Here is a 24,185-nt window from a genome sequence, read left to right on the forward strand (position 1 = left end):
AACAGTGCAAAATGTTGATGTCGCCATTGTCGGCGGCGGAATGGTAGGACTGGCGCTGGCCTGCGGATTACAGGGAAGCGGCCTGCGCGTGGCGGTCCTTGAACAGAACGAGCCGCAACCGGTCGCCGCCGATGCGCCGCCGGAGCTTCGCGTCTCGGCCATCAATGCCGCCAGCGAAAAGCTGCTGACGCGGTTGGGAGTATGGAGCGAGATCGCGGCGGTTCGCGCCAGCTGTTATCACGGCATGGAGGTGTGGGACAAAGACAGCTTTGGCCAAATAGCCTTTGACGCCGACAGCATGGGCTACAGCCATCTCGGTCATATCGTTGAAAACGCAGTTATTCACTACGCGCTGTGGCAAAAAGTAGAGCAGTGCAGCGACGTCACGCTGATCGCCCCTGCGCAGATCCAGCAGGTAGCGTGGGGGGAAAACGACGCTTTCCTGACGCTGCAAAGCGGTGACATGCTCACCGCGCGGCTGGTGGTGGGAGCCGATGGCGCTAACTCCTGGCTGCGCAGCAAGGCGGATATTCCGCTTACCTTCTGGGATTACCGCCACCATGCGCTGGTCGCCACCATCCGTACCGCTGAACCGCACGGCGGCGTGGCGCGGCAGATCTTCCATAACGATGGCATTCTGGCGTTTCTGCCGTTAAGCGATCCGCATCTCTGCTCTATCGTCTGGTCGTTAGCTCCGGAAAAAGCGCAGCAGATGCATGAGGCGCCGGTACCGGAGTTTAACCAGGCGCTCTGCATGGCGTTTGATAATCGTCTGGGGCTTTGCTCGCTTGAGAGCGAGCGTCAGCTGTTCCCGCTGACCGGCCGCTATGCGCGTCAATTTGCCGCCCATCGTCTGGCGCTGGTGGGCGACGCGGCGCATACCATTCATCCGCTGGCAGGACAGGGGGTTAACCTCGGCTTTATGGATGCCGCGGAGCTGGTAGAAGAGCTGCGTCGTCTCCATCGCGAAGGCAAAGATATCGGTCAGTATCTCTATCTGCGCCGCTACGAGCGAAGCCGTAAACACAGCGCCGCCATGATGCTGGCCGGTATGCAGGGGTTCCGGGAGCTGTTTGCTGGCGCCAACCCGGCGAAAAAACTGCTGCGTGATTTAGGGCTGAAGCTGGCCGATACCCTTCCAGGCGTTAAGCCGCAGTTGCTTCGTCAGGCGATGGGCCTGAACGATCTTCCCGACTGGCTGCGCTAAAGCCGATCCCCGTCACACTTTCCTCTCCCGGCTTCCCGCCGGGGGATTTCCCTCGTTTGAAATATTCTAATTTCACCGCTTTTTTCGCATTAGTTTAACTAATCTGGCGTTTTTTAAGTTGAGGAAAATCGGCCCGTTTTCCCGTACGAAATGTCATTATTCACCGTATGCGCGACGGCAATATTAATTTTATGCGGCGGTATTCGCATTTTTGCAGAGAATAACTCTGTAGGCTGGCTTGCGCTTTTTGGACATAAGCTAATGTGATGGCTCACGATCGCTTATGGTTTGCCGCCAGTTTCGGTGGTAAGTTCAGTGAAAAGAGAACGTTTGCGTCGGCGTCCAGGAGCGAGGCCGGCGCCGGGTTTCGTGGCGAGTTTTAAAGCGCGAAACGCATCAAGGCCCTGCTTATTCAACGAGGAAAAGATGGCTCAACAGACTCCTTTGTACGAACAACACACCTTATGCGGCGCGCGCATGGTGGACTTCCACGGCTGGATGATGCCGCTGCATTACGGCTCTCAGCTCGACGAGCATCACGCGGTACGTAACGATGCCGGTATGTTCGACGTGTCGCACATGACCATTGTCGACCTGCACGGCAGCCGCACCCGGGAGTTTTTGCGTTATCTGCTGGCAAACGACGTCGCCAAACTGAAAACGCCGGGCAAAGCCCTCTATACCGGCATGCTTAACGCCTCCGGCGGCGTGATTGACGATCTGATTGTCTACTTCCTTGCCGATGATTTCTTCCGCCTCGTTGTTAACTCCGCCACCCGTGAAAAAGATCTCGCCTGGATCACCCAGCACGCCGAGTCTTACGCCATTGAGATCGTCGAGCGCGACGACCTGGCGCTTATCGCTGTGCAGGGGCCAAACGCGCAGGCGAAAGCGGCAACGCTCTTTACGGATGAGCAGCGCAAAGCCACCGAAGGGATGAAGCCTTTCTTTGGCGTGCAGGCGGGCGAGCTGTTTATTGCCACCACCGGTTATACCGGCGAAGCGGGTTATGAAATCGCTCTGCCGAATGAGAAAGCAGCCGATTTCTGGCGCGCGCTGGTGGAAGCGGGCGTGAAGCCATGCGGGCTGGGCGCACGCGACACGCTGCGTCTGGAAGCGGGTATGAACCTTTATGGTCAGGAGATGGATGAAGGCGTTTCGCCGCTGGCGGCCAATATGGGCTGGACCATCGCCTGGGAGCCTGCCGATCGTGATTTTATCGGTCGAGAAGCGCTGGAGATGCAGCGTGAAAAAGGCACTGAACAGCTGGTGGGTCTGGTGATGACCGAAAAAGGGGTGCTGCGCGGCGAGCTGCCGGTACGCTTTACCGACGCGCAGGGTAATCCGCGCGAAGGGATCATCACCAGCGGCACCTTCTCCCCGACGCTGGGCTACAGCATCGCGCTGGCGCGCGTGCCGGAAGGAATTGGCGAGAAAGCCGTGGTTCAAATCCGCAACCGCGAAATGCCGGTGACTGTCACCAAACCGATTTTTGTTCGCGCCGGTAAGCCGGTCGCCTAATTAAAGTTATCAGGAGAATTTCGATGAGCAATGTGCCAGCAGAACTGAAATACAGCAAAGAACATGAGTGGCTGCGCAAAGAGGCAGACGGCACTTATACCGTGGGGATCACCGAGCATGCGCAGGAGCTGCTGGGCGACATGGTTTTTGTAGACCTGCCGGAAGTGGGCGCCACCGTTAGCGCAGGAGATGACTGCGCGGTAGCCGAGTCCGTTAAAGCGGCATCCGATATTTATGCGCCGATCGGCGGCGAAATTGTGGCCGTGAATGACGCGCTGGGCGACGCCCCGGAGCTGGTTAACAGCGAGCCCTACACCGGCGGCTGGATCTTCAAAATCAAAGCCAGCGATGAAGCGGAAGTAGCTGCGCTGCTGGATGCCACCGCATACGAAGCCCTGCTCGAAGACGAATGATTTAGTGCCGGATGGCGCGTCGCTTATCCGGCCTACAGGTCTGCAGGCTAACGTAGGCCCGGTAAGCGATAGCGCCACCGGGCAACGGCGTTAAGACATATACGATTCACTGCATGTTTCAGGAACCATCGCTCATGACACAGACTTTAAGCCAGCTTGAAAACCGTGGCGCTTTTATCGAACGTCACATCGGGCCGGACGCTCAGCAGCAGCAGGAGATGCTGAAAACCGTTGGCGCGGATTCACTCAGCGCGCTGATCGGCCAGATTGTGCCGAAAGATATCCAGCTCGCCACCCCGCCTCAGGTGGGAGAAGCCACGACAGAATATGCCGCTCTGGCGGAGCTGAAGGCGATCGCCGGTCTTAACAAGCGCTTTAAGTCTTATATCGGCATGGGCTACACCCCGGTGCAGCTGCCGCCGGTGATCCTGCGCAACATGCTGGAAAATCCGGGCTGGTATACCGCCTACACCCCTTACCAGCCGGAAGTCTCCCAGGGCCGTCTGGAAGCGCTGCTCAACTTCCAGCAGGTGACGCTGGATCTGACCGGGCTGGATATCGCTTCCGCCTCTCTGCTGGATGAAGCGACCGCCGCAGCCGAAGCGATGTCGATGGCGAAGCGCGTGAGCAAGCTGAAAGGGGCGAACCGCTTCTTTGTGGCGGCCGACGTGCATCCGCAGACGCTGGACGTGGTTCGCACCCGCGCGGAGACCTTCGGCTTTGAGGTCATTGTTGACGATGCGGACAAAGTACTGGATCACCAGGATGTGTTCGGCGTGCTGCTTCAGCAGGCAGGCACCACCGGCGAGGTGCATGACTACAGCGCGCTGATTAGCGAACTGAAAGCGCGCAAAATCGTCGTGAGCGTGGCGGCCGATTTTATGGCGCTGGTGCTGCTCACCGCGCCGGGCAAGCAGGGGGCGGATATCGTTTTCGGCTCAGCCCAGCGCTTTGGCGTGCCGATGGGCTACGGCGGCCCGCACGCGGCGTTCTTCGCCGCTAAAGATGAATTTAAACGCTCCATGCCGGGCCGTATTATCGGCGTATCGAAAGATGCGGCCGGTAACACCGCGCTGCGCATGGCGATGCAGACCCGCGAGCAGCATATCCGCCGCGAGAAAGCGAACTCTAACATCTGTACCTCTCAGGTGCTGCTGGCTAATATCGCCAGCCTCTACGCCGTCTTCCACGGTCCGGTCGGCCTGAAGCGTATCGCCAGCCGTATCCACCGCTTCACGGATATTCTGGCTGTCGGTCTGCAGCATAAAGGGCTGAAGCTGCGTCACGCCCACTATTTCGATACCCTTTGTGTGGAAGTGGCCGATAAAGCGGCGGTGCTGGCACGCGCCGAAGCCGCAGAAATCAACCTGCGCAGCGATGTGCTGAACGCGGTGGGCATTACCCTTGATGAAACCACCACCCGCGAAGATGTGCTGAAGCTGTTTGAGGTGGTGGCAGGCGACGCTCACGGCCTGGATATCGACGCGCTCGATAAAGAGGTGGCGCTCGACAGCCGCTCCATTCAGGAGAGTATGCTGCGCGATGACGCGATCCTGAGCCATCCGGTCTTTAACCGCTATCACAGCGAAACCGAGATGATGCGCTATATGCACTCGCTGGAGCGCAAAGATCTGGCGCTGAACCAGGCGATGATCCCGCTCGGCTCCTGCACCATGAAGCTGAACGCCGCCGCCGAGATGATCCCCATTACCTGGCCGGAATTTGCCGAGCTCCATCCGTTCTGCCCGGCAGAGCAGGCGGAAGGGTATCATATGATGATCAACCAGCTTTCCGACTGGCTGGTGAAGCTGACCGGCTACGACGCGCTCTGCATGCAGCCGAACTCCGGGGCGCAGGGTGAATACGCCGGCCTGCTGGCGATTCGCCACTATCATGAGAGCCGCAACGAAGGCCATCGCGATATCTGCCTCATCCCAAGCTCCGCCCACGGCACTAACCCGGCCTCGGCGCAGATGGCGGGAATGGAAGTGATGGTGGTGGCCTGCGACAGGAATGGCAACATCGATCTCGCCGATCTGCGTGCGAAAGCGGAGCAGGCGGGCGATAAACTCTCCTGCATCATGGTGACCTATCCTTCCACTCACGGGGTCTACGAAGAGACGATCCGCGAAGTCTGCGACGTGGTGCACCAGTATGGCGGCCAGGTTTACCTCGATGGCGCCAACATGAACGCTCAGGTGGGCATTACCTCTCCAGGCTTTATCGGCGCGGATGTGTCCCACCTTAACCTGCATAAAACGTTCTGCATTCCGCACGGCGGTGGCGGTCCGGGCATGGGGCCGATTGGCGTGAAAGCGCACCTTGCGCCGTTCGTGCCGGGCCACAGCGTGGTGCAGATTGAAGGAATGCTTACCCGCCAGGGGGCGGTTTCCGCCGCACCGTTCGGCAGCGCCTCCATTCTGCCTATCAGCTGGATGTATATCCGCATGATGGGCGCGGAAGGCTTAAAGCAGGCGAGCCAGGTGGCGATTCTCAATGCCAACTATATCGCTACTCGCCTGCAAGAGGCCTATCCGGTGCTCTATACCGGCCGCGACGGGCGCGTGGCGCACGAGTGCATTCTCGATATTCGTCCCCTGAAAGAGGAGACGGGCATTAGCGAGCTGGATATCGCCAAGCGTTTGATTGACTACGGTTTCCACGCGCCGACCATGTCCTTCCCGGTAGCGGGTACGCTGATGGTGGAGCCGACCGAATCGGAGAGCAAGGTGGAGCTGGACCGCTTTATCGACGCGATGCTGGCCATTCGCAGCGAAATCGACCGCGTGAAAGGCGGGGAATGGACGCTGGAGGATAACCCGCTGGTGAACGCGCCACACACCCAGAACGAGCTGGTTGCGGAGTGGCAGCATGGTTACACCCGCGAGCTGGCGGTCTTCCCGGTGGGCATGGCGAACAAATACTGGCCGACCGTGAAGCGTCTGGATGATGTCTACGGCGACCGTAACCTGTTCTGCTCCTGCGTGCCGATGAGCGAGTACCAGTAATTTATTGCCATACTGTAGGCCGGGTAAGCGTAAGCGCCACCCGGCTTTTTTTTATCTGGAGGTAGAGAATGGCAATTGCACTGGTCACCGGCGCCAGCCGGGGTATTGGCAGGGCCACCGCGCTGCTGCTGGCTCGCGAAGGCTATACCGTCGCCGTGAATTATCATCACAATGTGCGCGCGGCAACCGAGGTCGTACAGGCGATAATTGCCGCGGGCGGCAAAGCCTTTATCCTGCGTGCCGACATCAGCGATGAGGCGCAGGTCGTGGCGATGTTTGACTCTATCGATCGTGAAAACGAGCCGCTAACCGCGCTGGTTAATAACGCGGGTATTTTGTTCGAACAAAGCACGGTGGAACATCTGACCGCTGAGCGGATCAACCGCGTTCTGGCAACCAACGTGACGGGCTATTTCCTCTGCTGCCGTGAAGCGGTGAAACGTATGTCGTTCAGTCATGGCGGCAAGGGTGGGGCGATTGTGAATGTCTCCTCTGCTGCGTCACGATCGGGCTCGCCGGGGGAGTATGTCGATTATGCGGCATCAAAAGGCGCGGTCGACTCGCTTACGAGGGGGTTATCGCTGGAGGTAGCGGCGCAGGGTATTCGGGTTAACGGTGTTCGCCCTGGATTTATCTATACGGAGATGCATGCCTCAGGCGGCGAGCCGGGGCGTGTGGATCGGGTTAAGTCTATGCTGCCGATGCAGCGCGGCGGCCAGCCGGAAGAGGTGGCGCAGGCGATTGCCTGGCTGCTGAGCGATAAGGCCTCGTACGTGACGGGGAGTTTCCTGGAACTGGCGGGTGGAAAGTAGGGAGCATTGCCGGATGGCGCTACGCTTATCCGGCCTGCAATCCGCAGGCCGAACCCTGTAGGTCGGGGAAGGCGAAGCCGCCACCCGACCATCGCTGCTACAGCTCCTCGCCGTTGCTGGCGATCACTTTTTTATACCACTCAAAGCTTTTCTTGCGAGAGCGCGACATATCGCCGGTACCGTCGTCGTGCTTGTTCACGTAGATAAAGCCGTAGCGCTTGCTGTACTGACCAGTGGTAAAGGAGACGCAGTCGATGCAGCCCCACGGGGTGTAACCCATCAGATCCACGCCGTCGTACGTCACCGCTTTAATCATCTCTTCCACGTGCGCGCGCAGATAGTCGATGCGGTAGTCGTCGTTGATGCTGCCGTCTTCTTCCACCTTGTCGTAGGCGCCAAAGCCGTTTTCCACAATAAACAGCGGCTTCTGGTAACGTTCGTACAGTTCGCACAGGGAGTAGCGCAGGCCCACCGGATCAATCTGCCAGCCCCAGTCGGAGGCTTTCACGTGCGGATTCGGCACGCTCCCCTCAAACCCGGAGATTGCATCCCCGGTGCCGCCTTCCGCTTTCACCGCGTTGGTCATGTAGTAGCTGAAGCCCAGATAGTCGCAGGTACCTTCCCGCAGGATCTGCGCGTCGCCTTCTTCCATCCGGATGGTAAACCCGCGGCGCTCCCACTCGTTCAGCACATAGGAGGGGTAGTAACCGCGCAGCTGCACGTCGGTAAAGACATAGCGTTCGCGCATCGATTCCTGAGCGAACATCACATCGTCTGGTTTGCAGGAGTATGGGTAGAGCGCCACCATCGCCAGCATGCAGCCAACTTTCATTTCCGGATTAATACGGCGCGCGGCTTTCACCGCCAGCGCGCTGGCGACAAACTGGTGGTGCAGTACCTGGTACATGGTCTCTTCCGGATTCTCATGGTCGGTATAGACCACCCCGGAGCAGCAGTAGCCGAACAGCGGCGCGCGCCAGTTACGCTGGTTGTTGATCTCGTTAAAGGTCATCCAGTATTTGACCTTGTTTTTGTAGCGCTCAAAAACGACTTCGGCGAAGCGCACAAAGAAGTCGACTACCTTCCGGTTAGTCCAGCCGCCATATTGCTGCACCAGGTGTAGCGGCATTTCGAAGTGGGAAAGGGTGATAACCGGCTCGATGTTGTACTTCAGCAGCTCATCAAACATGTCGTCATAGAAGCGCAGCCCGGCTTCGTTTGGCTGGGTTTCGTCGCCTTTCGGGAAGATGCGCGTCCAGGCGATGGAGGTACGGAAGCATTTGAACCCCATCTCGGCAAAGAGCCTGATATCCTCTTTGTAGTGACCGTGGAAGTCGATCGCCTCATGGTTGGGGTAGTATTTACCCTCCATCACCCGATCGGTAATTTCACGCGGTACGCCATGCGCGCCGCCGGTCAGCACGTCACAGATGCTTGGACCTTTACCCTCTTTATTCCAGCCACCTTCGACCTGATGAGCGGCCACCGCGCCGCCCCATAAAAAATCTTTTGGTAAGGTCAGTTTTTTCATCTTCGCCAGTCTCACGTTATCTCTGTTGTAGCGGAGTCTAGCAAAGCGATATTAAAAGTCACGATATAACAATTTCACCAGAATGTGATTTGTTACATACAAAAAACAGCCTGTTTTATTCCGCCAGTTTTTTTGCCAGCTTACGTCCTAACGACTCTAAAATATAGATAACCGGAATCTGCGTCGTAATATCATAAACGCCGCCGATGCGCGTTTGCGGCACATGCCAGGAGAGATTAAAGTCGGCAAGCCGCGCCAGGCGCGACTGTTCGTGGCTGGTAATAGAGAGAACTTTGCAGTGATGAAGGCTGAACTGACTGGCAAATCGCAGGATCTCCTCCGTTTCCCCGGAAACTGACAGTACAATCGCCAGCGCGTTTTTCGCCATATCATTGGTCACCGGGAAATAGGGGTCGTCGATATGGTTGCTGAATTTGCCGATATTGGAAAAGAAGCGGGCGCCATATTTTGCCAGCGATCCCGATGTGCCCGCACCGACAAAAATAATACGTTCAGACGTTGAAATAATATCTACTGCCCGATCCAGTAAAGCGTCAAATTCTTCATTATTGACGCTTTTAAAAAAGCTGATGATCTCGCTGGCGCCAAAATTTGCCTGCTGCGGCTCATTTTGCTCGAGGTAGAGCTTAAAACGGACGCGAAATTCGGAATAGCCTTCGCAGTGAAGCTTGCGGCAAAAGCGCAGCACGGTTGTGGTAGAGACACCCGCCGCATCCGCCAGTTCACGGATGGTCATATACATCACCTTGTCGCGATTCCTGATGACATAGTTGTAGACCATCATCTCCAGGTTATTGAGGCTGGCAATGGCGGAGTGGGTAAACATCGTCACGGGCTTTTCCTTTGGGTTAACGTCACCTGCTTTCCTGAACAGCTGTATTGTAAAGAATCCCGTCAGCGACTGCGAATCGGAGCGTGAAAGATTTTTTTAGCTAACAGGTGTTCACTGGAATCATTCTCAGTTAGCATAGCGTGGAGATGTATTTTTTTTAGCCGTTTTTCGAGGTCACCCATGGTTAGCAAACCATTAATCGCAAAAGGATATTCCCTGGCAGAGGAGATCGCCAACAGCATCAGTCACGGTATCGGGCTGGTGTTTGGAATTGTTGGACTGGTTTTGCTGCTGGTGCAGGCGGCGGATACCAACGCCAGCGCAACGGCTATTACCAGCTATAGCCTCTACGGCGGAAGCATGATCCTGCTCTTTCTCGCCTCCACCCTCTACCATGCGGTTCCCCATCAGCGGGCCAAGCTGTGGTTAAAAAAATTCGACCACTGCGCCATCTATCTGCTGATTGCCGGCACCTATACGCCGTTTTTGCTGGTGGGGCTTAATTCACCCCTGTCGCGCGGACTGATGATTGTTATCTGGAGCCTGGCGCTGTTGGGCATTCTCTTTAAGCTCACCATCGCGCATCGCTTCAAGGTGCTTTCGCTGGTGACCTATCTCACCATGGGCTGGCTGTCGTTGATTGTTGTCTATCAGCTGGCGATGAAGCTGGCAGTCGGCGGCGTGACGCTGCTGGCGGTGGGCGGGGTGGTTTACTCCCTGGGGGTGATTTTTTACGTCTGCAAGCGCATCCCTTATAACCACGCTATCTGGCACGGCTTTGTGCTGGGCGGTAGCGTCTGCCATTTTCTGGCGATCTATCTCTATGTGGGGCAGGTGTAATTTTTGTCGGGAGGCGGCTTCGCTTAACGTAGGCCGGGTAAGGCGAAGCCGCCACCCGGCACATAACACTTACTCTTCCAGCGAATAGGGCAATGGCTGGATAGCTAACGTGTTGGCGTCGTCGCGTACGCGGAATACGCTGTCCGGCTCCATATCGTTATTCATCACCACCTGCGCCAGCAGGCGGCCATCCTCCAGCTGAACGGCGGCTAAAACGGTGCCGGTACGACGCCAGTTTTCGCCCATCTTCAGCTCCAGATCCTCCCCCGCTTCCGGTACGCGGCTCGCCTGGCCTGCCAGATACCAGAGCGCACGTTTGTTAGCGCCGCGGAACTTGGCCCGCGCCACCATCTCCTGCCCGGTATAGCAGCCTTTCTTAAAGCTGATGCCGCCCAGCGCCTGCAGGTTGGTCGCCTGCGGAATAAATTGTCCGCTGTTCGCCGCGTCGATAACCGGCAACCCGGCTTCGATATCCAGCGCCAGCCATTGCTGGCTGTTATTCAGCTGCGCTTCGCCGCGCAGGGCATCGGTGACGCGGGTGGCGGTGGCTTCGTCGGTAACCAGCAGGAAACGCTCGTCAGGATGGGCAAACCAGAGCAGGGCGGTCTCGCCGTCATTTACCAGCGGCGTTTCGCTATCCGGCAGCACGCTGAAGAGACCTTTCAGTGCGCCGCGCGCCTGGAACCCCGCGACGCCCAGCAGCACGCGCTCGTCATCGGCGGCGATGGTCACTTTCGAAAAGACGGCGTACTTTTTCAGCTCTGTCAGCTGCGTATCGCGCAGGCTGCGACGCTCAATAAAGGCAAAGCCGTCGCGCTGGCGGAACAGACGCAGATTGCTCCACATTTTACCCTTCGCGTCGCAGTGGGCGGCGAGCAGATGGTGATGCTCGTTCATCTGGCTTACGTCAGCAGTAACCTGCCCTTGCAGGTATTTTTCGCTATCCGGGCCGGTGAGGGTCGCCAGCGCCCAGTCATCAAGGGAGATAAGCGTCAGCGGCAGACGCGCGGAGGCGGCGGGCTGGCGCGGAGAAAATGGAGTAAAAGCCATAGTGATGTCCTGATTTGCTTAACGCTTTGATAATGCCTAATGGTAAAAGAGACTGCATGCAATGCAAGCGGTTTAAACGGCACGATTGTGCCTTATAGCGCTTCTGCGTAGCGCTACGCAGAAAAAGGCAACGCCTTGTCGCGGGTCATTTCTTTCTGCGCATGCCATTCAGGAAGCGAATATTCCAGTAAAGATTGCGCTGAAAACGCGTTACACTAGGGAAGGTTAACTCTCGCCGGGCGTCGCGCGCATCGGCGTTAACCGGCATGCTGCCTTTGCCAAACGTTACGCAGGAAAAAGAACATGGATATTAGCAACAAGGCCCGTATTCACTGGGCGTGTCGTCGCGGTATGCGCGAACTTGATATCTCCATCATGCCGTTTTTTGAATATGAATATGACAGCCTCAGCGATGACGATAAACGACTTTTTATTCGCCTGCTGGAGTGTGACGATCCCGATTTATTCAACTGGCTGATGAATCACGGCAAACCCGCCGACACCGAGTTGCAACGGATGGTGCAATTAATTCAAACACGGAATCGGGAACGTGGTCCTGTGGCAATCTGATCTGCGCGTCTCGTGGCGCTCTCAGTGGATGTCATTACTGCTCCACGGCGTGGTTGCGGCGGTAATTCTGTTGATGCCGTGGCCGCTCAGCTATACGCCCTTATGGCTGCTTTTACTGTCACTCGTAGTGTTCGACAGCGTGCGCAGCCAGCGGCGCATTCATGCCCGTCAGGGTGAAGTTAAGCTCATGATGGATTGCCGTCTGCGCTGGCAGGGCATGGAGTGGGATATCGTCGGTACGCCATGGATGCTGAACACCGGTATGATGTTCCGGCTGCGTAAAGCCCGGGGAGGGCGCTGCCAGCATCTTTGGCTGGCGGCAGACAGCATGGATCCCGCCGAGTGGCGGGAGCTGCGGCGGATGGTGTTACAGCAGCCGATGCACGGACGTTAATCCGTCAGCTGAACCTTTCCGCCATTTCGGCGAGGATCTGCTCGCACCAGCTTTGCAGGCGCTCATCGCTCAGGTCATACTGGTTGGTCTCATCCAGCGCCAGCCCGACGAAGAGCTGCCCGTCGGCAATGACCGGTTTGGGGCTGGTAAACTCATAGCCTTCGGTAGGCCAGTAGCCGACAAAGTTAACCCCTTTCGGCGCGAGCTTGTCATGAAGCATACCGAGCGCGTCGAGGAACCATTCGCCGTAGCCAAGCTGGTCGCCCATGCCGTAGAGGGCGACAATTTTGCCGTCAAGATCCAGCCCGTCGAGCCGATCCCAGACCGCTTCCCAGTCCTCCTGAATTTCACCGAAATCCCAGGTGGGAATGCCGAGGATCAGCACATCGTACTGCTCCATGAGCTCCGGCGCGTCATCTTTGAGGTTATGCAGCGTGACCAGCTCAGGACCAATAATGTCGCGGATCTTTTCCGCCGCCATTTCGGTGTAGCAGGTGCTGGAACCATAAAAAAGACCAATCTTCATCGCGTAAAATCTCAATACTGGCTATGACGTTGCGCGTAGTGTACCAGAAACCTGTACCATTGAGTCATAATGGCCATTGGCATTACCAGAGGGGCAGAGGTGGAAAAGGATCTCGCGCGCATCGAACAGTTTCTTGATGCGCTTTGGCTTGAGAAGAACCTGGCGGAAAATACGCTCAGCGCTTATCGCCGTGATTTAACGATGCTGGCGGAGTGGCTGGCGCATCGTGGCCTGTCGCTTGAAACCGCCCAGAGTGAAGATCTGCAACAGCTGCTGGCCGAGCGCATGGAGGGGGGGTATAAGGCGACCAGCTCGGCGCGGCTATTGAGCGCCATGCGCCGTCTGTTCCAGCATCTGTACCGCGAGAAAGTGCGGGCAGACGATCCCAGCGCGCTGCTGGCGTCGCCAAAACTCCCGCAGCGGTTGCCAAAAGATCTCAGCGAAGCACAGGTGGAGAGATTATTACACGCGCCAGCGGTTGACCTGCCGCTGGAGTTACGCGATAAAGCGATGCTTGAAGTGCTCTATGCGACCGGGCTGCGCGTGTCGGAGCTGGTGGGGCTGACCATGAGCGACGTCAGCCTGCGTCAGGGCGTCGTGCGCGTTATCGGTAAAGGGAACAAAGAGCGGCTGGTGCCGCTGGGTGAAGAGGCGGTCTACTGGCTGGAGAATTATCTGGAACATGGCCGCCCCTGGCTGCTCAACGGCGTCTCCATCGACGTGTTGTTCCCGAGCCAGCGCGCCCAGCAGATGACGCGACAAACCTTCTGGCATCGCATTAAGCATTACGCCACACTGGCGGGTATCGACAGTGAGAAACTTTCGCCGCACGTTTTGCGTCATGCCTTTGCCACGCATCTGCTTAACCACGGCGCCGATTTGCGCGTGGTCCAGATGCTGCTGGGGCATAGCGATCTTTCGACGACACAAATTTATACGCATGTTGCAACGGAACGACTGCGGCAGTTACATCAACAGCACCACCCGCGAGCGTGAGTGCCGAAGCATTGTTACAGGACCATTTATGAAAAAATCTTTCGCACTGTTCACCTTACTGGCTGCTTCTTTTACGGGGCTGGCCCACGCTGACGATGCGGCGATCAAACAGTCGCTCAGCAAACTTGGCGTCACCAGCACTGACATTCAGCCTGCGCCCGTCGCCGGTATGAAAACCGTGTTGACCGACAGCGGCGTACTCTACGTCACCGAAGACGGTAAGCATGTTATCCAGGGGCCGCTCTATGACGTTAGCGGCGCGCAGCCGGTGAACGTGACCAACCAGCTGCTGATGAAACAGCTGAACGCGCTGGAAAAAGAGATGATCGTCTACAAAGCGGCGCAGGAGAAGCATGTCATTACCGTCTTTACCGACATCACCTGCGGCTACTGCCACAAGCTGCACGAAGAGATGAAAGACTATAACGCGCTGGGCATCACCGTGCGTTATCTCGCTTTCCCGCGCGCGGGCGTGCAGAGCCAGCCGGAACAGGATATGAAAGCGATCTGGTGCGCGAAGGATCGAAATAAAGCGTTCGACGACGCCATGAACGGCAAAGGGGTGCAGCCCGCCTCCTGCGATATCGATATCGCGAAACATTACGCGCTGGGCGTGCAGTTCGGCGTGAACGGTACGCCGGCCATCGTCCTCAGCAACGGCACCGTTGTGCCGGGCTATCAGGGGCCGAAAGAGATGAAAGCGTTCCTCGACGCCCATCAGAGTCAGACTGGCGGTAAATAATTTACGTGAAACCCAAAATTGAGCTGCGCCGCCGCGAGGCGGCCGAAGATGTTAACCTGCCCGCTGAACTGCCGCCGCTGCTGCGTCGGCTCTACGCCAGCCGCGGCGTGCGCTCTGCCGACGATCTGGAGCGCAGCGTCAAAGGGATGATCCCCTGGCAGCGGTTAACGGGTATCGATAAAGCGGCAGAGATGCTTTATGAAGCCTTCCGTGAAGGGACACGTATCGTCGTGGTGGGCGATTTTGATGCTGACGGCGCCACCAGCACCGCGCTGAGCGTGCTCTGCCTGCGTGCGCTTGGCTGCGATAGCGTCGCTTATCTGGTGCCAAACCGTTTTGAAGATGGCTACGGACTGAGTCCCGAGGTGGTGGATCAGGCCCACGCCCGCGGCGCGCAGATGATCATGACCGTCGATAACGGGATCTCCTCCCATGCGGGGGTCGATCGCGCGCACCAGCTCGGGATCCCGGTGCTGGTTACCGATCACCATCTTCCCGGCGAGACGCTTCCGGCGGCCGAGGCGATTATCAACCCTAACCTGCGCGACTGCGATTTTCCGTCGAAGTCGCTGGCGGGGGTTGGGGTGGCATTTTATCTGATGCTGGCCCTGCGCAGCCTGCTGCGGGAGAAAGGCTGGTTTGAGGCGCGCGGCATCGCCGTGCCGAACCTGGCGGAGTATCTCGACCTGGTGGCGCTCGGCACCGTGGCGGACGTGGTGCCGCTGGATACCAATAACCGCATCCTGACCTGGCAGGGGCTCAGCCGCATTCGTGCGGGGAAATGCCGTCCGGGGATTAAGGCGCTGCTGGAGATCTCGAATCGCGATCCGCTGAGGCTGGCGGCAAGCGATCTTGGGTTTGCCCTTGGCCCGCGGCTTAATGCGGCGGGCAGGCTCGATGATATGTCCGTCGGCGTGGCGTTGCTGCTGTGCGATAACATTGGCGAAGCGCGGGTGCTGGCGAGCGAGCTGGATGCCCTCAACCAGACCCGCAAAGAGATTGAGCAGGGGATGCAGGCCGAGGCGCTCACGTTGTGTGAAAAACTGGAGCGCAGCGGCGACACGCTGCCCGGCGGGTTGGCGATGTATCACCCGGACTGGCACCAGGGGGTCGTCGGGATTTTGGCCTCGCGTATCAAAGAGCGTTTTCACCGCCCGGTGATCGCTTTTGCTCCTGCGGGGGATGGCACGCTGAAAGGCTCGGGCCGCTCGATCCAGGGGCTGCATATGCGCGATGCGCTGGAGCGTCTCGACACGCTCTATCCGGGGCTGATGATCAAGTTCGGCGGCCACGCGATGGCGGCGGGGCTGTCGCTGGAGGAGACGAAGTTCGATGAGTTTCAGCGTCTTTTCGGCGAGCTGGTTACCGAGTGGCTCGATCCCGCGCTGCTTCAGGGCGAAGTGGTTTCTGACGGCGCGCTTGCGCCTGCGGAGATGACCATGGAGGTGGCGCAAATGCTGCGCGATGCCGGGCCGTGGGGGCAGATGTTCCCGGAGCCGCTCTTTGACGGGCGCTTTCGCTTGCTGCAACAGCGGCTGGTGGGGGAGCGGCATCTGAAGGTGATGGTGGAGCCGGTAGGGGGTGGCCCGCTGCTGGATGGTATCGCCTTCAATGTAGACACCGCGCTCTGGCCAGACAATGGCGTGCGCGAGGTGGAGCTGGCCTATAAGCTCGACATTAACGAATTTCGCGGCAACCGCAGCCTGCAGATCATCATCGATCATCTCTGGCCGGTCTGAACTGGCCAATTTAGCGTCACTATTCTCTATAAAAAAGGGCGTGGATTCGGTACAATCCCGCCCTTATCACCGCATTTTGACTAGTCGAAAAAAGAAAACAGACCATGTTTGAAATTAACCCGGTAAAAAACCGCATTCAGGACCTCACGGAGCGCTCTGACGTTCTTAGGGGGTATCTTTGACTACGATGCCAAGAAAGAGCGCCTCGAAGAGGTAAATGCCGAACTGGAGCAGCCGGACGTCTGGAACGAGCCAGAACGCGCTCAGGCGCTGGGCAAAGAGCGCTCCTCTCTCGAAGCGATTGTCGACACACTCGATCAGATGTCCCAGGGGCTGGAAGATGTCTCCGGTCTGCTGGAGCTGGCCGTTGAGGCGGACGACGAAGAGACCTTCAACGAAGCCGTTGCTGAACTGGACGGGCTGGAAGAGAAGCTGAGCCAGCTTGAGTTCCGCCGCATGTTCTCCGGCGAGTATGACAGCGCCGACTGCTACCTTGATATCCAGGCTGGCTCCGGCGGTACCGAAGCGCAGGACTGGGCCAGCATGCTGATGCGTATGTATCTGCGCTGGGCGGAAGCGCGCGGCTTTAAGACCGAAATTATTGAAGAGTCTGAAGGCGAAGTGGCCGGCATTAAATCGGTGACCATTAAAATCATCGGCGACTACGCCTACGGCTGGCTGCGTACCGAAACGGGCGTTCACCGTCTGGTGCGTAAGAGCCCGTTTGACTCTGGCGGCCGCCGTCACACCTCCTTCAGCTCCGCGTTCGTTTACCCGGAAGTGGATGAAGATATCGATATCGAAATCAATCCGGCGGATCTGCGCATTGACGTCTATCGCGCATCCGGGGCGGGCGGCCAGCACGTTAACCGTACAGAATCCGCGGTGCGTATTACCCACATTCCGACCGGGCTGGTGACGCAGTGCCAGAACGACCGTTCGCAGCATAAAAACAAAGACCAGGCCATGAAGCAGATGAAAGCGAAGCTTTATGAGCTGGAGATGCAGAAGAAGAACGCTGAGAAGCAGGCGATGGAAGATAACAAATCTGACATCGGCTGGGGCAGCCAGATCCGTTCTTACGTCCTCGATGATTCCCGCATTAAAGATTTGCGTACCGGGGTTGAAACCCGTAACACGCAGGCGGTGCTGGATGGCAGCCTGGACCAATTTATCGAAGCAAGTCTGAAAGCAGGGTTATGAGGAACCAACATGTCTGAACAACAAGCACAGGGCGCTGACGCGGTCGTCGATCTTAACAACGAACTGAAAACCCGCCGCGAGAAGCTGGCTGCACTGCGTGAGCAGGGCGTGCCGTTCCCGAACGATTTTCGTCGTGACCACACCTCAGACCAACTGCACGCCGACTTCGACGCTAAAGAGAACGAAGAGCTGGAAGCGCTGAACATCGAAGTGGCCGTTGCTGGCCGTATGATGACCCGCCGCATTATGGGTAAAGCCTCCTTCGTGACCTTACAGGACGTTGGCGGCCGTATTCAGCTGTATGTCTCCCGTGACGATCTGCCTGAAGGCATCTATAACGAGCAGTTCAAGAAGTGGGACCTGGGCGATATCCTGGGCGCGAAAGGTAAGCTGTTCAAAACCAAGACCGGTGAGCTGTCTATCCACTGTACCGAGCTGCGTCTGCTGACCAAGGCCCTGCGCCCGCTGCCGGATAAATTCCACGGCCTGCAGGATCAGGAAGCGCGCTATCGTCAGCGCTACCTGGATCTCATCTCTAACGATGAATCCCGTAAGACCTTCAAAATTCGCTCCCAGATCATGGCCGGTATTCGCCAGTTCATGGTTAACCGCGACTTTATGGAAGTGGAAACCCCGATGATGCAGGTGATCCCGGGCGGTGCCTCTGCGCGTCCGTTCATCACCCATCACAATGCGCTGGACCTGGATATGTATCTGCGTATCGCGCCGGAACTCTACCTGAAGCGTCTGGTGGTGGGTGGTTTCGATCGCGTGTTCGAGATCAACCGTAACTTCCGTAACGAAGGTATCTCCGTTCGCCATAACCCAGAGTTCACCATGATGGAACTCTATATGGCGTATGCGGATTACAAAGATCTGATCGAGCTGACTGAATCCCTGTTCCGTACCCTGGCGCAGGATATTCTGGGTACCACCGAAGTGCCTTACGGTGAAGAGGTGTTCGACTTCGGCAAGCCGTTCGAAAAACTGACCATGCGCGAAGCGATCAAGAAATACCGTCCGGAAACCGAGATGGCCGATCTGGATAACTTCGACTCGGCGAAAGCGATCGCGGAAAGCATCGGTATCAAGGTTGAGAAGAGCTGGGGTCTGGGCCGTATCGTGACCGAGATCTTCGAAGAAGTGGCGGAAGCGCACCTGATTCAGCCGACCTTCATTACCGAATACCCGGCGGAAGTCTCCCCGCTGGCGCGTCGTAATGACCAGAACCCGGAAATCACCGATCGTTTTGAGTTCTTTATCGGTGGCCGTGAAATCGGTAACGGCTTTAGCGAGCTGAACGATGCGGAAGATCAGGCGCAGCGTTTCCAGGATCAGGTTAACGCAAAAGCGGCTGGCGACGACGAAGCGATGTTCTTCGATGAAGATTACGTAACCGCGCTGGAGCACGGTCTGCCGCCGACGGCGGGCCTGGGTATCGGTATCGACCGTATGGTGATGCTGTTTACCAACAGCCACACCATCCGCGACGTGATCCTCTTCCCGGCGATGCGTCCGGTGAAGTAATCACTCCACGCTGAACAGAGCCCCGCGCGTTATCGCCGGGGCTTTTTTATTGCGCTGAAAAGGCGCTGAGCGCTGCTCTGGCACCTGCCGCTTCCGCAACCATCCACGGGCTAAAGGCCCAGGGAGTGGACTCCAGCGTCTGCAGGAGCGTCGCAAAATCGACCCACTCACAGGCCATCACCTCATCCGGATTGAGCGTGAGCGGGCCGGCGAGCTGTGCGGCATAAACCGGGCAGATTTCGTTTTCCACGATCCCGGAGGGATCGACCTCGCGGTAGCGAAAGTCAGTAAACATGGCGGTCAGGCGGGTCACCTCCGCGCCGAGTTCAAACCGACAGCGCCGCACGATAGCCTGCTCGGTGGTCTCCCCGCTTTGTGGATGGCCGCAGACGGAGTTAGTCCAGACCCCGGGCCAGGCTTTTTTACTGAGCGCGCGGCGGGTGACAAGGCATTCGCCCCGGGCATTAAACAGCCAGCAGGAGAAGGCCAGATGCAGCGGAGTGTGTGAGTTATGGGCGGCATATTTTTCCAGGGTGCCCAGCGCCTCTCCCCGATCGTTGACTAAAATGACATGTTCTTCTGTATGCATTCCGACTCCATTTCGCATACTGCGGGTTTTCCGCAGGCCAGGTGAGCAATGGTCCCGGGCTACCCCAGTATAAGCGATACGCCAGAGACCGGTTTATCCCCCAGAGCGGAAAACAGTCGCAAATCTTGGGCAACCAGAATGAGGCTGCTATGATAAGAGGCCATTCACGCTGACCGAGGAGCCGTTTTGTTTGCAGGAAGCCCGATGAGACAATCTATTCCCGCCGTAATCTGCCTCACGTTTGCGCTGCTGGTGGCAGGCTGCTCGGGAAGCAAATCCTCCGACGCGGGAAGCAGTTCCGGTGCGGTTTATACCGTTAAGCGCGGCGATACCCTCTATCGTATTTCGCGCATTACGGGAACCAGCGTGAAGGATCTGGCGCGTCTGAATAATATCTCTCCTCCTTACACCATTGAGGTGGGGCAGAAGCTCAGGGTGAACGGCAGCAAGTCAACGGCGAAAAAATCCTCGTCCAGAAGTAAAAACTCTAAAGTAACGCCATCTTATGCGGTGCCGCAGTCGTCATGGCCGCCTGTAGGCCAGCGCTGCTGGATCTGGCCTGCCAGCGGCACGGTCGTTGTGCCTTACTCCACCGCTGAAGGGGGGAATAAGGGAATCGATATCGCCGCGCCACGCGGGACGCCGGTTTATGCTTCCGGCGCGGGTAAAGTGGTTTACGTGGGCAATCAGCTGCGCGGCTATGGCAACCTGATCATGATTAAGCATGGCGAGGATTACATCACCGCCTATGCTCATAACGACACGATGATGGTGAATAACGGGCAAAACGTGAAGGCGGGGCAGCAAATTGCGACGATGGGCAGTACCGGAACGGACACGGTAAAACTGCACTTCCAGATCCGCTATCGCGCGACCGCTATCGATCCGCAGCGCTATTTGCCGCCGAAAGGCAGCAAACCGAAGTGCTAAGTGGTTATTTTATCGCCGGTTAACCGTTCAGGCACTTGTATGGAGAGGCGTAAGGGCTATAATGCTCTACGCACCTCAACGCGGGCGTAGTTCAATGGTAGAACGAGAGCTTCCCAAGCTCTATACGAGGGTTCGATTCCCTTCGCCCGCTCCAGTCGCTTCCCTTGTTGTCAAACTCGCGCACCGTTCGAAGGCCAGCCGCAGCTTATCGTTATCCCTCTTTTCTGAGACAGAGATGGCGCACCCGCAATGAAGGCGCTGAACGGCAGAGAAATTATAAACTGCAAAAACTATTATTTTTAAATCTGTCATTAAGGTTACCCCCCATAACTATTTATTCTCATATAGTTTCTGAGAAAATATCTGCCCCTTATTTATTGGAGTATTACGGCGTTTTTTACAGCGTCATGGATTGAATATTGGTTGCACCTGCTCGTCATCGCGCCATATTAAATAACAGCAGAATTTTTCCTGTGCTATTCCCGAATCTTAAGCACACATCCCGGTAAAAGAAAAAACGACGGGCCATGTATAATTGCGCGCGAAACAAACTATGGGAATTTTATGGCTTTACTACGTACTATCTTCTATTTTTTGCTGGCGACCGTTTTTGCAGGCGTGGTGTTGTTGGGGTTGTGGCTCGATGTGCATGTGCTTCAGGACAAACTTCGTGAAGTGTCAGTTACTGAAATCCTTCAGGAAATTATTCTGGCCACCATCGTTTTTCTCCATTTCAGACTGGTGAAAGCGTCTGAACGCATGCGGGAGTGTAATCTCCTGATCGGCGCTTTTTTCCTTGCGATGCTTATTCGTGAACTGGATGCGCTGTTTGACATCATTGCACACGGTAGCTGGGTGTGGTTTGCGCTGATGGTTTCAATAGCCGCTATTGCTTTCGCCGCTTCGCGTTATCGTAAAACCGTATCGCAATTATCGGTTTATCCGCAAACGCCTTATTACGGGATGATGATATCCGGCCTGCTTTGTGTGCTGGTATTTTCACGATTATTCGGGATGCACTCGCTGTGGGATTCAGTGCTTGGCGACCAGTATATGCGCATCGTTAAAAATATGGTGGAAGAGGGAGCGGAGTCCTTTGGCTATACGCTTTGTCTGACCTCGAGTATCGGTTATTACTTTTACCAGTGCAGAACGGCGTCTCCATCCGCCTCCGCTATGCTGTAAGGATAAGGGGCATCGCCCCTTTTAATCTTCTTTTCGCTCCCGTTTTTGTTGCAAAAATGTAAACGAGTCGGTAGGCTCATCGCTTTCGGAGCCATACCATGCCTGTCGCTGATTCGCTTCTTGCCTGGACTCTCGCTGCAACGCTTCTGACCTTAACCCCTGGCCTTGATACGGCACTTATCACGTAGTGATTGGCACGCTCTGGTCGCTGACGCTCATTGTGATTACACGCTACGCCGCAGGCGTGCTAAAAAAGCCAGCCGTCGTGAGATGGATGGATCGCGCTACCAGGCCCGCGCCTGTTAATGCTAGTGTGAAACTCTTTCAATGACCTCTGGTTCCTGTAATGACAATAAAATCTGACCTGATTAACCGCTACCCGACGGCCGTTTGTTGTGCCTTTGGCGATTCACCTGAATTAGCAGACCAGCTTGCCTCGCTTATCGCATCGGGACAAAAAACGGGCTCGTGCGGATCGCTTGCGGGCTGTGTCGAAGATAACGAATACCCCCTCATGGGCGGCTACCGGATCGTTGAAAACGGCGCCGGCGAGCCCGTATGCGTAATACGTACGACGCGGCTACAGCTGGTGCGTTTTTCAGAGGTGACGGAGGAGCTGGCCAGAAAAGAGGGCGAGGGTGACTTGAGCCTTTGCTACTGGCGCGCCGAGCACGAACGCTTTTTCAGGCAGGAGGGCACTTTCTCGAACGAGATGGAACTTATTTTTGAAGAGTTTTACGTGGTTGAGAAAGTCTGAAAGCGGGGTAGCCTCTCTTTCACATCATGATGAGAGTTTAAGATGAGCAATATTACCATTTATCACAACCCGGCCTGCGGCACGTCGCGCAATACGCTGGAGATGATCCGCAACAGCGGGAATGAACCCACCATTATTCACTATCTCGAAACCCCGCCTTCGCGGGATGAGCTGGTACAACTCATCGCACAGATGGGGATCGCCGTACGGGCGTTACTGCGGACAAACGTCGAGCCCTATGAGACGCTGAAGCTGGCGGATGAGACCCTGACTGACGAGCAGTTAATCGACGCCATGCTCCGGCATCCGATCCTGATTAACCGTCCGATTGTGGTCACCCCGCTGGGGACCCGTCTGTGCCGCCCGTCAGAGCTCGTGCTGGATATTCTGCCGGATGGGCAGAAAGGCGCCTTTATGAAGGAAGATGGCGAGCAGGTGGTCGATGCCGCAGGTAAACGCCTGTAAAACTGTGCCGGATTTATCCGGCACATTATCACGACTAAACCGCCTCGTTCACCTGACGACGTAACAGCGTTAACGGTCCCTGCCCGCTGAGGGTAAAGAGGGAAATGACCGTAAAGCCGAGCGCAATTAATCCCAGCACCAGATAGGCCCCGTGGAAGCCAATACTTTCATACATATTCCCGGCCAGCACTGACATAAAGATCATCGCCAGCTGCTTAAAGAAGCAGAAGCAGACCAGGTAAATCGTGGCGGAAAAGCGCACCTCAAACTGGCTGGTAATATATTTAAAGCAGCCGACGAGCAGGAATGGCACTTCAAACATGTGCAGCGTTTTGAGGACAACCACTTCCAGCGCAGTGGTGGCGAACGACGATCCGATAATACGCACCGACATAATTGTTCCCGCCAGCAGCAGCGCGTTTTTCCCGCCAATACGGTTAACAATCAACGGAGCAAAAAACATAATGCAGGCGTTCAGCAGCTCGCCCATCGTGGTGACATAGCCGAAAACGCGGGTCCCTTGTTCACCGGTGGCGAAGAAAGAGGTGAAGAAGTTGGCGAACTGCTGGTCAAACACTTCATAGGTACAGGAAACGCCGATCACGTAGAGAGAGAGGAACCACAGCTTTGGCTGTTTAAACAGCTCCAGCGCCAGCCGGAGATTAAACGCTGAGTGGTTCGCGCCCACGGCATCGGCCACTTCCGCCGAGGGGGAGGCATCCGTTCGCGAGAAAAAGAGCAGCAGGGCGAGGATCACCGCGCAGCCGGAGCCGAGCCAGAAGACAAACTCATTGTTGATGGTAAACATGATGCCCGCGATGGAGGCGCATAAGGCCCAGCCAACGCAGCCAAACATGCGCGCGCGGCCAAATTCGAAATGGCTGCGGCGACTCACTTTCTCAATATAGGCCTCAATTGACGGGGCGCCCGCGTTATAGATAAAGCCCAGGTAAATACCGCCGACGATGGAGCCAAGCAGAATATTAAACTGTAATAGTGGGCCAAAGACGTAGATAAAGAACGGGGCAAACATCACCAGCATGCCGGTAATGATCCACAGCAGATGTTTACGCAGACCGAGCTTGTCGGAGAGCAGGCCAAAGATGGGCTGAAATAAGAGCGAGAAAAACGAAATAGAGGCGAAGATAATACCGGTATCGCTTTTACTGATGTGGTTAATATCGTGAAGCCAGATGGGGAAAAAGGGGAAATAGGCTCCCATGATGAAAAAGTAAAAGAAGAAGAAAAACCCAAATATCCAAAAGTTACTATTTTTTAAATAGTTCATACGGCATCCTTAGCAAAGTCCGGGCAGGGGAGCCTGCCC

General features: G+C 56.6%; 23 protein-coding genes, 1 tRNA gene and 1 pseudogene. 19 read left to right on the forward strand and 6 right to left on the reverse strand.

What is annotated here, in order from left to right; all coding sequences use genetic code 11:
• Positions 1–4 precede the first annotated feature (4 nt).
• The 5 genes from ubiI (at position 5) to BN3796_RS04985 (ending at position 6,961) form a co-directional block, all read left to right on the forward strand.
• Positions 5–1,207, forward strand: coding sequence for an FAD-dependent 2-octaprenylphenol hydroxylase (gene ubiI / locus BN3796_RS04965; protein ID WP_061707273.1), 1,203 nt, complete (start codon positions 5–7; stop codon positions 1,205–1,207).
• A gap of 426 nt (positions 1,208–1,633) precedes the next feature.
• Positions 1,634–2,728, forward strand: coding sequence for a glycine cleavage system aminomethyltransferase GcvT (gcvT, locus tag BN3796_RS04970; RefSeq protein ID WP_061707274.1), 1,095 nt, complete (start codon positions 1,634–1,636; stop codon positions 2,726–2,728).
• Between the two features lie 23 nt (positions 2,729–2,751).
• Positions 2,752–3,141 (forward strand): glycine cleavage system protein GcvH, encoded by a 390-nt coding sequence (gene gcvH, locus BN3796_RS04975; protein WP_061707275.1) that lies wholly within the window; start codon positions 2,752–2,754, stop codon positions 3,139–3,141.
• A gap of 134 nt (positions 3,142–3,275) precedes the next feature.
• Positions 3,276–6,149: an aminomethyl-transferring glycine dehydrogenase gene (gene gcvP / locus BN3796_RS04980; protein ID WP_061707276.1), complete on the forward strand. Its 2,874-nt coding sequence runs from the start codon at positions 3,276–3,278 to the stop codon at positions 6,147–6,149.
• A 68-nt stretch (positions 6,150–6,217) separates the two neighbouring features.
• Complete coding sequence (locus tag BN3796_RS04985) at positions 6,218–6,961, forward strand: SDR family oxidoreductase (protein WP_061707277.1); 744 nt, start codon at positions 6,218–6,220, stop codon at positions 6,959–6,961.
• Positions 6,962–7,058: 97 nt separating this feature from the next.
• Here BN3796_RS04985 and BN3796_RS04990 read toward each other — a convergent pair whose 3' ends face one another.
• Complete coding sequence (locus BN3796_RS04990) at positions 7,059–8,492, reverse strand: 6-phospho-beta-glucosidase (protein ID WP_061707278.1); 1,434 nt, start codon at positions 8,490–8,492, stop codon at positions 7,059–7,061.
• 115 nt (positions 8,493–8,607) lie between these two features.
• Positions 8,608–9,339: a MurR/RpiR family transcriptional regulator gene (locus BN3796_RS04995; protein WP_061707279.1), complete on the reverse strand. Its 732-nt coding sequence runs from the start codon at positions 9,337–9,339 to the stop codon at positions 8,608–8,610.
• A gap of 186 nt (positions 9,340–9,525) precedes the next feature.
• Here BN3796_RS04995 and trhA point away from each other — a divergent pair, with 186 nt between their 5' ends.
• On the forward strand, positions 9,526–10,185 hold the full coding sequence (gene trhA, locus BN3796_RS05000) for a PAQR family membrane homeostasis protein TrhA (RefSeq protein WP_061707280.1): 660 nt from the start codon (positions 9,526–9,528) through the stop codon (positions 10,183–10,185).
• Positions 10,186–10,254: 69 nt separating this feature from the next.
• Here trhA and ygfZ read toward each other — a convergent pair whose 3' ends face one another.
• Positions 10,255–11,235: a tRNA-modifying protein YgfZ gene (gene ygfZ, locus BN3796_RS05005; protein WP_061707281.1), complete on the reverse strand. Its 981-nt coding sequence runs from the start codon at positions 11,233–11,235 to the stop codon at positions 10,255–10,257.
• Positions 11,236–11,538: 303 nt separating this feature from the next.
• Here ygfZ and sdhE point away from each other — a divergent pair, with 303 nt between their 5' ends.
• Both sdhE and BN3796_RS05015 read left to right on the forward strand, forming a co-directional pair.
• Positions 11,539–11,805, forward strand: coding sequence for an FAD assembly factor SdhE (gene sdhE, locus BN3796_RS05010; RefSeq protein WP_061707282.1), 267 nt, complete (start codon positions 11,539–11,541; stop codon positions 11,803–11,805).
• Positions 11,786–12,199 (forward strand): protein YgfX, encoded by a 414-nt coding sequence (locus BN3796_RS05015; RefSeq protein WP_061707283.1) that lies wholly within the window; start codon positions 11,786–11,788, stop codon positions 12,197–12,199. The genes sdhE and BN3796_RS05015 overlap by 20 nt, the downstream gene beginning before the upstream one ends.
• A 4-nt stretch (positions 12,200–12,203) precedes the next feature.
• Here the strand turns inward: BN3796_RS05015 and fldB are convergent, their stop codons facing one another.
• Positions 12,204–12,725 carry a flavodoxin FldB gene (gene fldB, locus BN3796_RS05020; RefSeq protein WP_061707284.1) on the reverse strand — a complete coding sequence of 174 codons (522 nt, stop codon included), beginning with the start codon at positions 12,723–12,725 and terminating at the stop codon, positions 12,204–12,206.
• A gap of 99 nt (positions 12,726–12,824) precedes the next feature.
• On the opposite strand from fldB, the gene xerD reads away from it, so the two are divergent.
• The 5 genes from xerD (at position 12,825) to lysS (ending at position 18,932) form a co-directional block, all read left to right on the forward strand.
• On the forward strand, positions 12,825–13,721 hold the full coding sequence (gene xerD / locus BN3796_RS05025; protein WP_061707552.1) for a site-specific tyrosine recombinase XerD: 897 nt from the start codon (positions 12,825–12,827) through the stop codon (positions 13,719–13,721).
• 28 nt (positions 13,722–13,749) lie between these two features.
• Positions 13,750–14,463, forward strand: a complete 714-nt coding sequence (dsbC, locus tag BN3796_RS05030) for a bifunctional protein-disulfide isomerase/oxidoreductase DsbC (protein ID WP_061707285.1) — start codon at positions 13,750–13,752, stop codon at positions 14,461–14,463.
• 5 nt (positions 14,464–14,468) lie between these two features.
• Positions 14,469–16,202 carry a single-stranded-DNA-specific exonuclease RecJ gene (gene recJ, locus BN3796_RS05035; RefSeq protein WP_061707286.1) on the forward strand — a complete coding sequence of 578 codons (1,734 nt, stop codon included), beginning with the start codon at positions 14,469–14,471 and terminating at the stop codon, positions 16,200–16,202.
• A gap of 104 nt (positions 16,203–16,306) precedes the next feature.
• A protein-coding gene (gene prfB, locus BN3796_RS05040; RefSeq protein ID WP_148381761.1) for a peptide chain release factor 2 occupies positions 16,307–17,405 on the forward strand; the annotation gives its coding sequence in 2 pieces (ribosomal slippage) (positions 16,307–16,381 and positions 16,383–17,405; 1,098 coding nt in all).
• Positions 17,406–17,414: 9 nt separating this feature from the next.
• Positions 17,415–18,932 (forward strand): lysine--tRNA ligase, encoded by a 1,518-nt coding sequence (lysS, locus tag BN3796_RS05045; protein ID WP_061707288.1) that lies wholly within the window; start codon positions 17,415–17,417, stop codon positions 18,930–18,932.
• A 46-nt stretch (positions 18,933–18,978) separates the two neighbouring features.
• Here the strand turns inward: lysS and idi are convergent, their stop codons facing one another.
• Positions 18,979–19,521, reverse strand: a complete 543-nt coding sequence (idi, locus tag BN3796_RS05050; protein WP_061707289.1) for an isopentenyl-diphosphate Delta-isomerase — start codon at positions 19,519–19,521, stop codon at positions 18,979–18,981.
• A 204-nt stretch (positions 19,522–19,725) separates the two neighbouring features.
• Between idi and actS the strand changes: the two genes are divergently transcribed.
• The 6 genes and pseudogenes from actS to arsC all read left to right on the forward strand — a co-directional run bounded on the left by actS (position 19,726) and on the right by arsC (position 22,858).
• A complete protein-coding gene (actS, locus tag BN3796_RS05055) occupies positions 19,726–20,451 on the forward strand; it encodes an amidase activator ActS (RefSeq protein ID WP_148381762.1) in 726 nt (241 codons plus the stop codon).
• Positions 20,452–20,531: 80 nt separating this feature from the next.
• Positions 20,532–20,605, forward strand: a tRNA-Gly gene (locus BN3796_RS05060).
• A gap of 410 nt (positions 20,606–21,015) precedes the next feature.
• On the forward strand, positions 21,016–21,636 hold the full coding sequence (locus tag BN3796_RS05065) for a hypothetical protein (RefSeq protein ID WP_061707291.1): 621 nt from the start codon (positions 21,016–21,018) through the stop codon (positions 21,634–21,636).
• Positions 21,637–21,811: 175 nt separating this feature from the next.
• A pseudogene (locus tag BN3796_RS20670) lies at positions 21,812–21,967 on the forward strand (LysE family translocator); the annotation flags it as partial.
• A gap of 15 nt (positions 21,968–21,982) precedes the next feature.
• Complete coding sequence (locus BN3796_RS05070) at positions 21,983–22,393, forward strand: ASCH domain-containing protein (RefSeq protein WP_061707292.1); 411 nt, start codon at positions 21,983–21,985, stop codon at positions 22,391–22,393.
• A 42-nt stretch (positions 22,394–22,435) separates the two neighbouring features.
• Positions 22,436–22,858 carry a glutaredoxin-dependent arsenate reductase gene (arsC, locus tag BN3796_RS05075; protein WP_061707293.1) on the forward strand — a complete coding sequence of 141 codons (423 nt, stop codon included), beginning with the start codon at positions 22,436–22,438 and terminating at the stop codon, positions 22,856–22,858.
• 34 nt (positions 22,859–22,892) lie between these two features.
• On the opposite strand, the gene BN3796_RS05080 is transcribed toward arsC, so the two are convergent.
• A complete protein-coding gene (locus tag BN3796_RS05080; protein WP_061707294.1) occupies positions 22,893–24,146 on the reverse strand; it encodes an MFS transporter in 1,254 nt (417 codons plus the stop codon).
• Positions 24,147–24,185: the final 39 nt, after the last annotated feature.

Origin of the sequence: Pseudenterobacter timonensis (genome assembly GCF_900021175.1) — a bacterium.
Lineage (GTDB): Bacteria > Pseudomonadota > Gammaproteobacteria > Enterobacterales > Enterobacteriaceae > Enterobacter > Enterobacter timonensis.

What these genes read in the sequence shown, in the direction of transcription:
- idi (WP_061707289.1), bottom strand. Translation starts at nt 19,521, where the DNA reads ATGCATACAGAAGAACATGTCATTTTAGTCAACGATCGGGGAGAGGCG.
- ygfZ (WP_061707281.1), bottom strand. Translation starts at nt 11,235, where the DNA reads ATGGCTTTTACTCCATTTTCTCCGCGCCAGCCCGCCGCCTCCGCGCGT.
- actS (WP_148381762.1), top strand. Translation starts at nt 19,726, where the DNA reads ATGAGACAATCTATTCCCGCCGTAATCTGCCTCACGTTTGCGCTGCTG.
- BN3796_RS05080 (WP_061707294.1), bottom strand. Translation starts at nt 24,146, where the DNA reads ATGAACTATTTAAAAAATAGTAACTTTTGGATATTTGGGTTTTTCTTC.
- lysS (WP_061707288.1), top strand. Translation starts at nt 17,415, where the DNA reads ATGTCTGAACAACAAGCACAGGGCGCTGACGCGGTCGTCGATCTTAAC.
- gcvP (WP_061707276.1), top strand. Translation starts at nt 3,276, where the DNA reads ATGACACAGACTTTAAGCCAGCTTGAAAACCGTGGCGCTTTTATCGAA.
- sdhE (WP_061707282.1), top strand. Translation starts at nt 11,539, where the DNA reads ATGGATATTAGCAACAAGGCCCGTATTCACTGGGCGTGTCGTCGCGGT.
- BN3796_RS05070 (WP_061707292.1), top strand. Translation starts at nt 21,983, where the DNA reads ATGACAATAAAATCTGACCTGATTAACCGCTACCCGACGGCCGTTTGT.
- fldB (WP_061707284.1), bottom strand. Translation starts at nt 12,725, where the DNA reads ATGAAGATTGGTCTTTTTTATGGTTCCAGCACCTGCTACACCGAAATG.
- gcvT (WP_061707274.1), top strand. Translation starts at nt 1,634, where the DNA reads ATGGCTCAACAGACTCCTTTGTACGAACAACACACCTTATGCGGCGCG.
- BN3796_RS04995 (WP_061707279.1), bottom strand. Translation starts at nt 9,339, where the DNA reads ATGTTTACCCACTCCGCCATTGCCAGCCTCAATAACCTGGAGATGATG.
- trhA (WP_061707280.1), top strand. Translation starts at nt 9,526, where the DNA reads ATGGTTAGCAAACCATTAATCGCAAAAGGATATTCCCTGGCAGAGGAG.
- dsbC (WP_061707285.1), top strand. Translation starts at nt 13,750, where the DNA reads ATGAAAAAATCTTTCGCACTGTTCACCTTACTGGCTGCTTCTTTTACG.
- BN3796_RS04990 (WP_061707278.1), bottom strand. Translation starts at nt 8,492, where the DNA reads ATGAAAAAACTGACCTTACCAAAAGATTTTTTATGGGGCGGCGCGGTG.
- BN3796_RS05065 (WP_061707291.1), top strand. Translation starts at nt 21,016, where the DNA reads ATGGCTTTACTACGTACTATCTTCTATTTTTTGCTGGCGACCGTTTTT.
- arsC (WP_061707293.1), top strand. Translation starts at nt 22,436, where the DNA reads ATGAGCAATATTACCATTTATCACAACCCGGCCTGCGGCACGTCGCGC.
- gcvH (WP_061707275.1), top strand. Translation starts at nt 2,752, where the DNA reads ATGAGCAATGTGCCAGCAGAACTGAAATACAGCAAAGAACATGAGTGG.
- BN3796_RS04985 (WP_061707277.1), top strand. Translation starts at nt 6,218, where the DNA reads ATGGCAATTGCACTGGTCACCGGCGCCAGCCGGGGTATTGGCAGGGCC.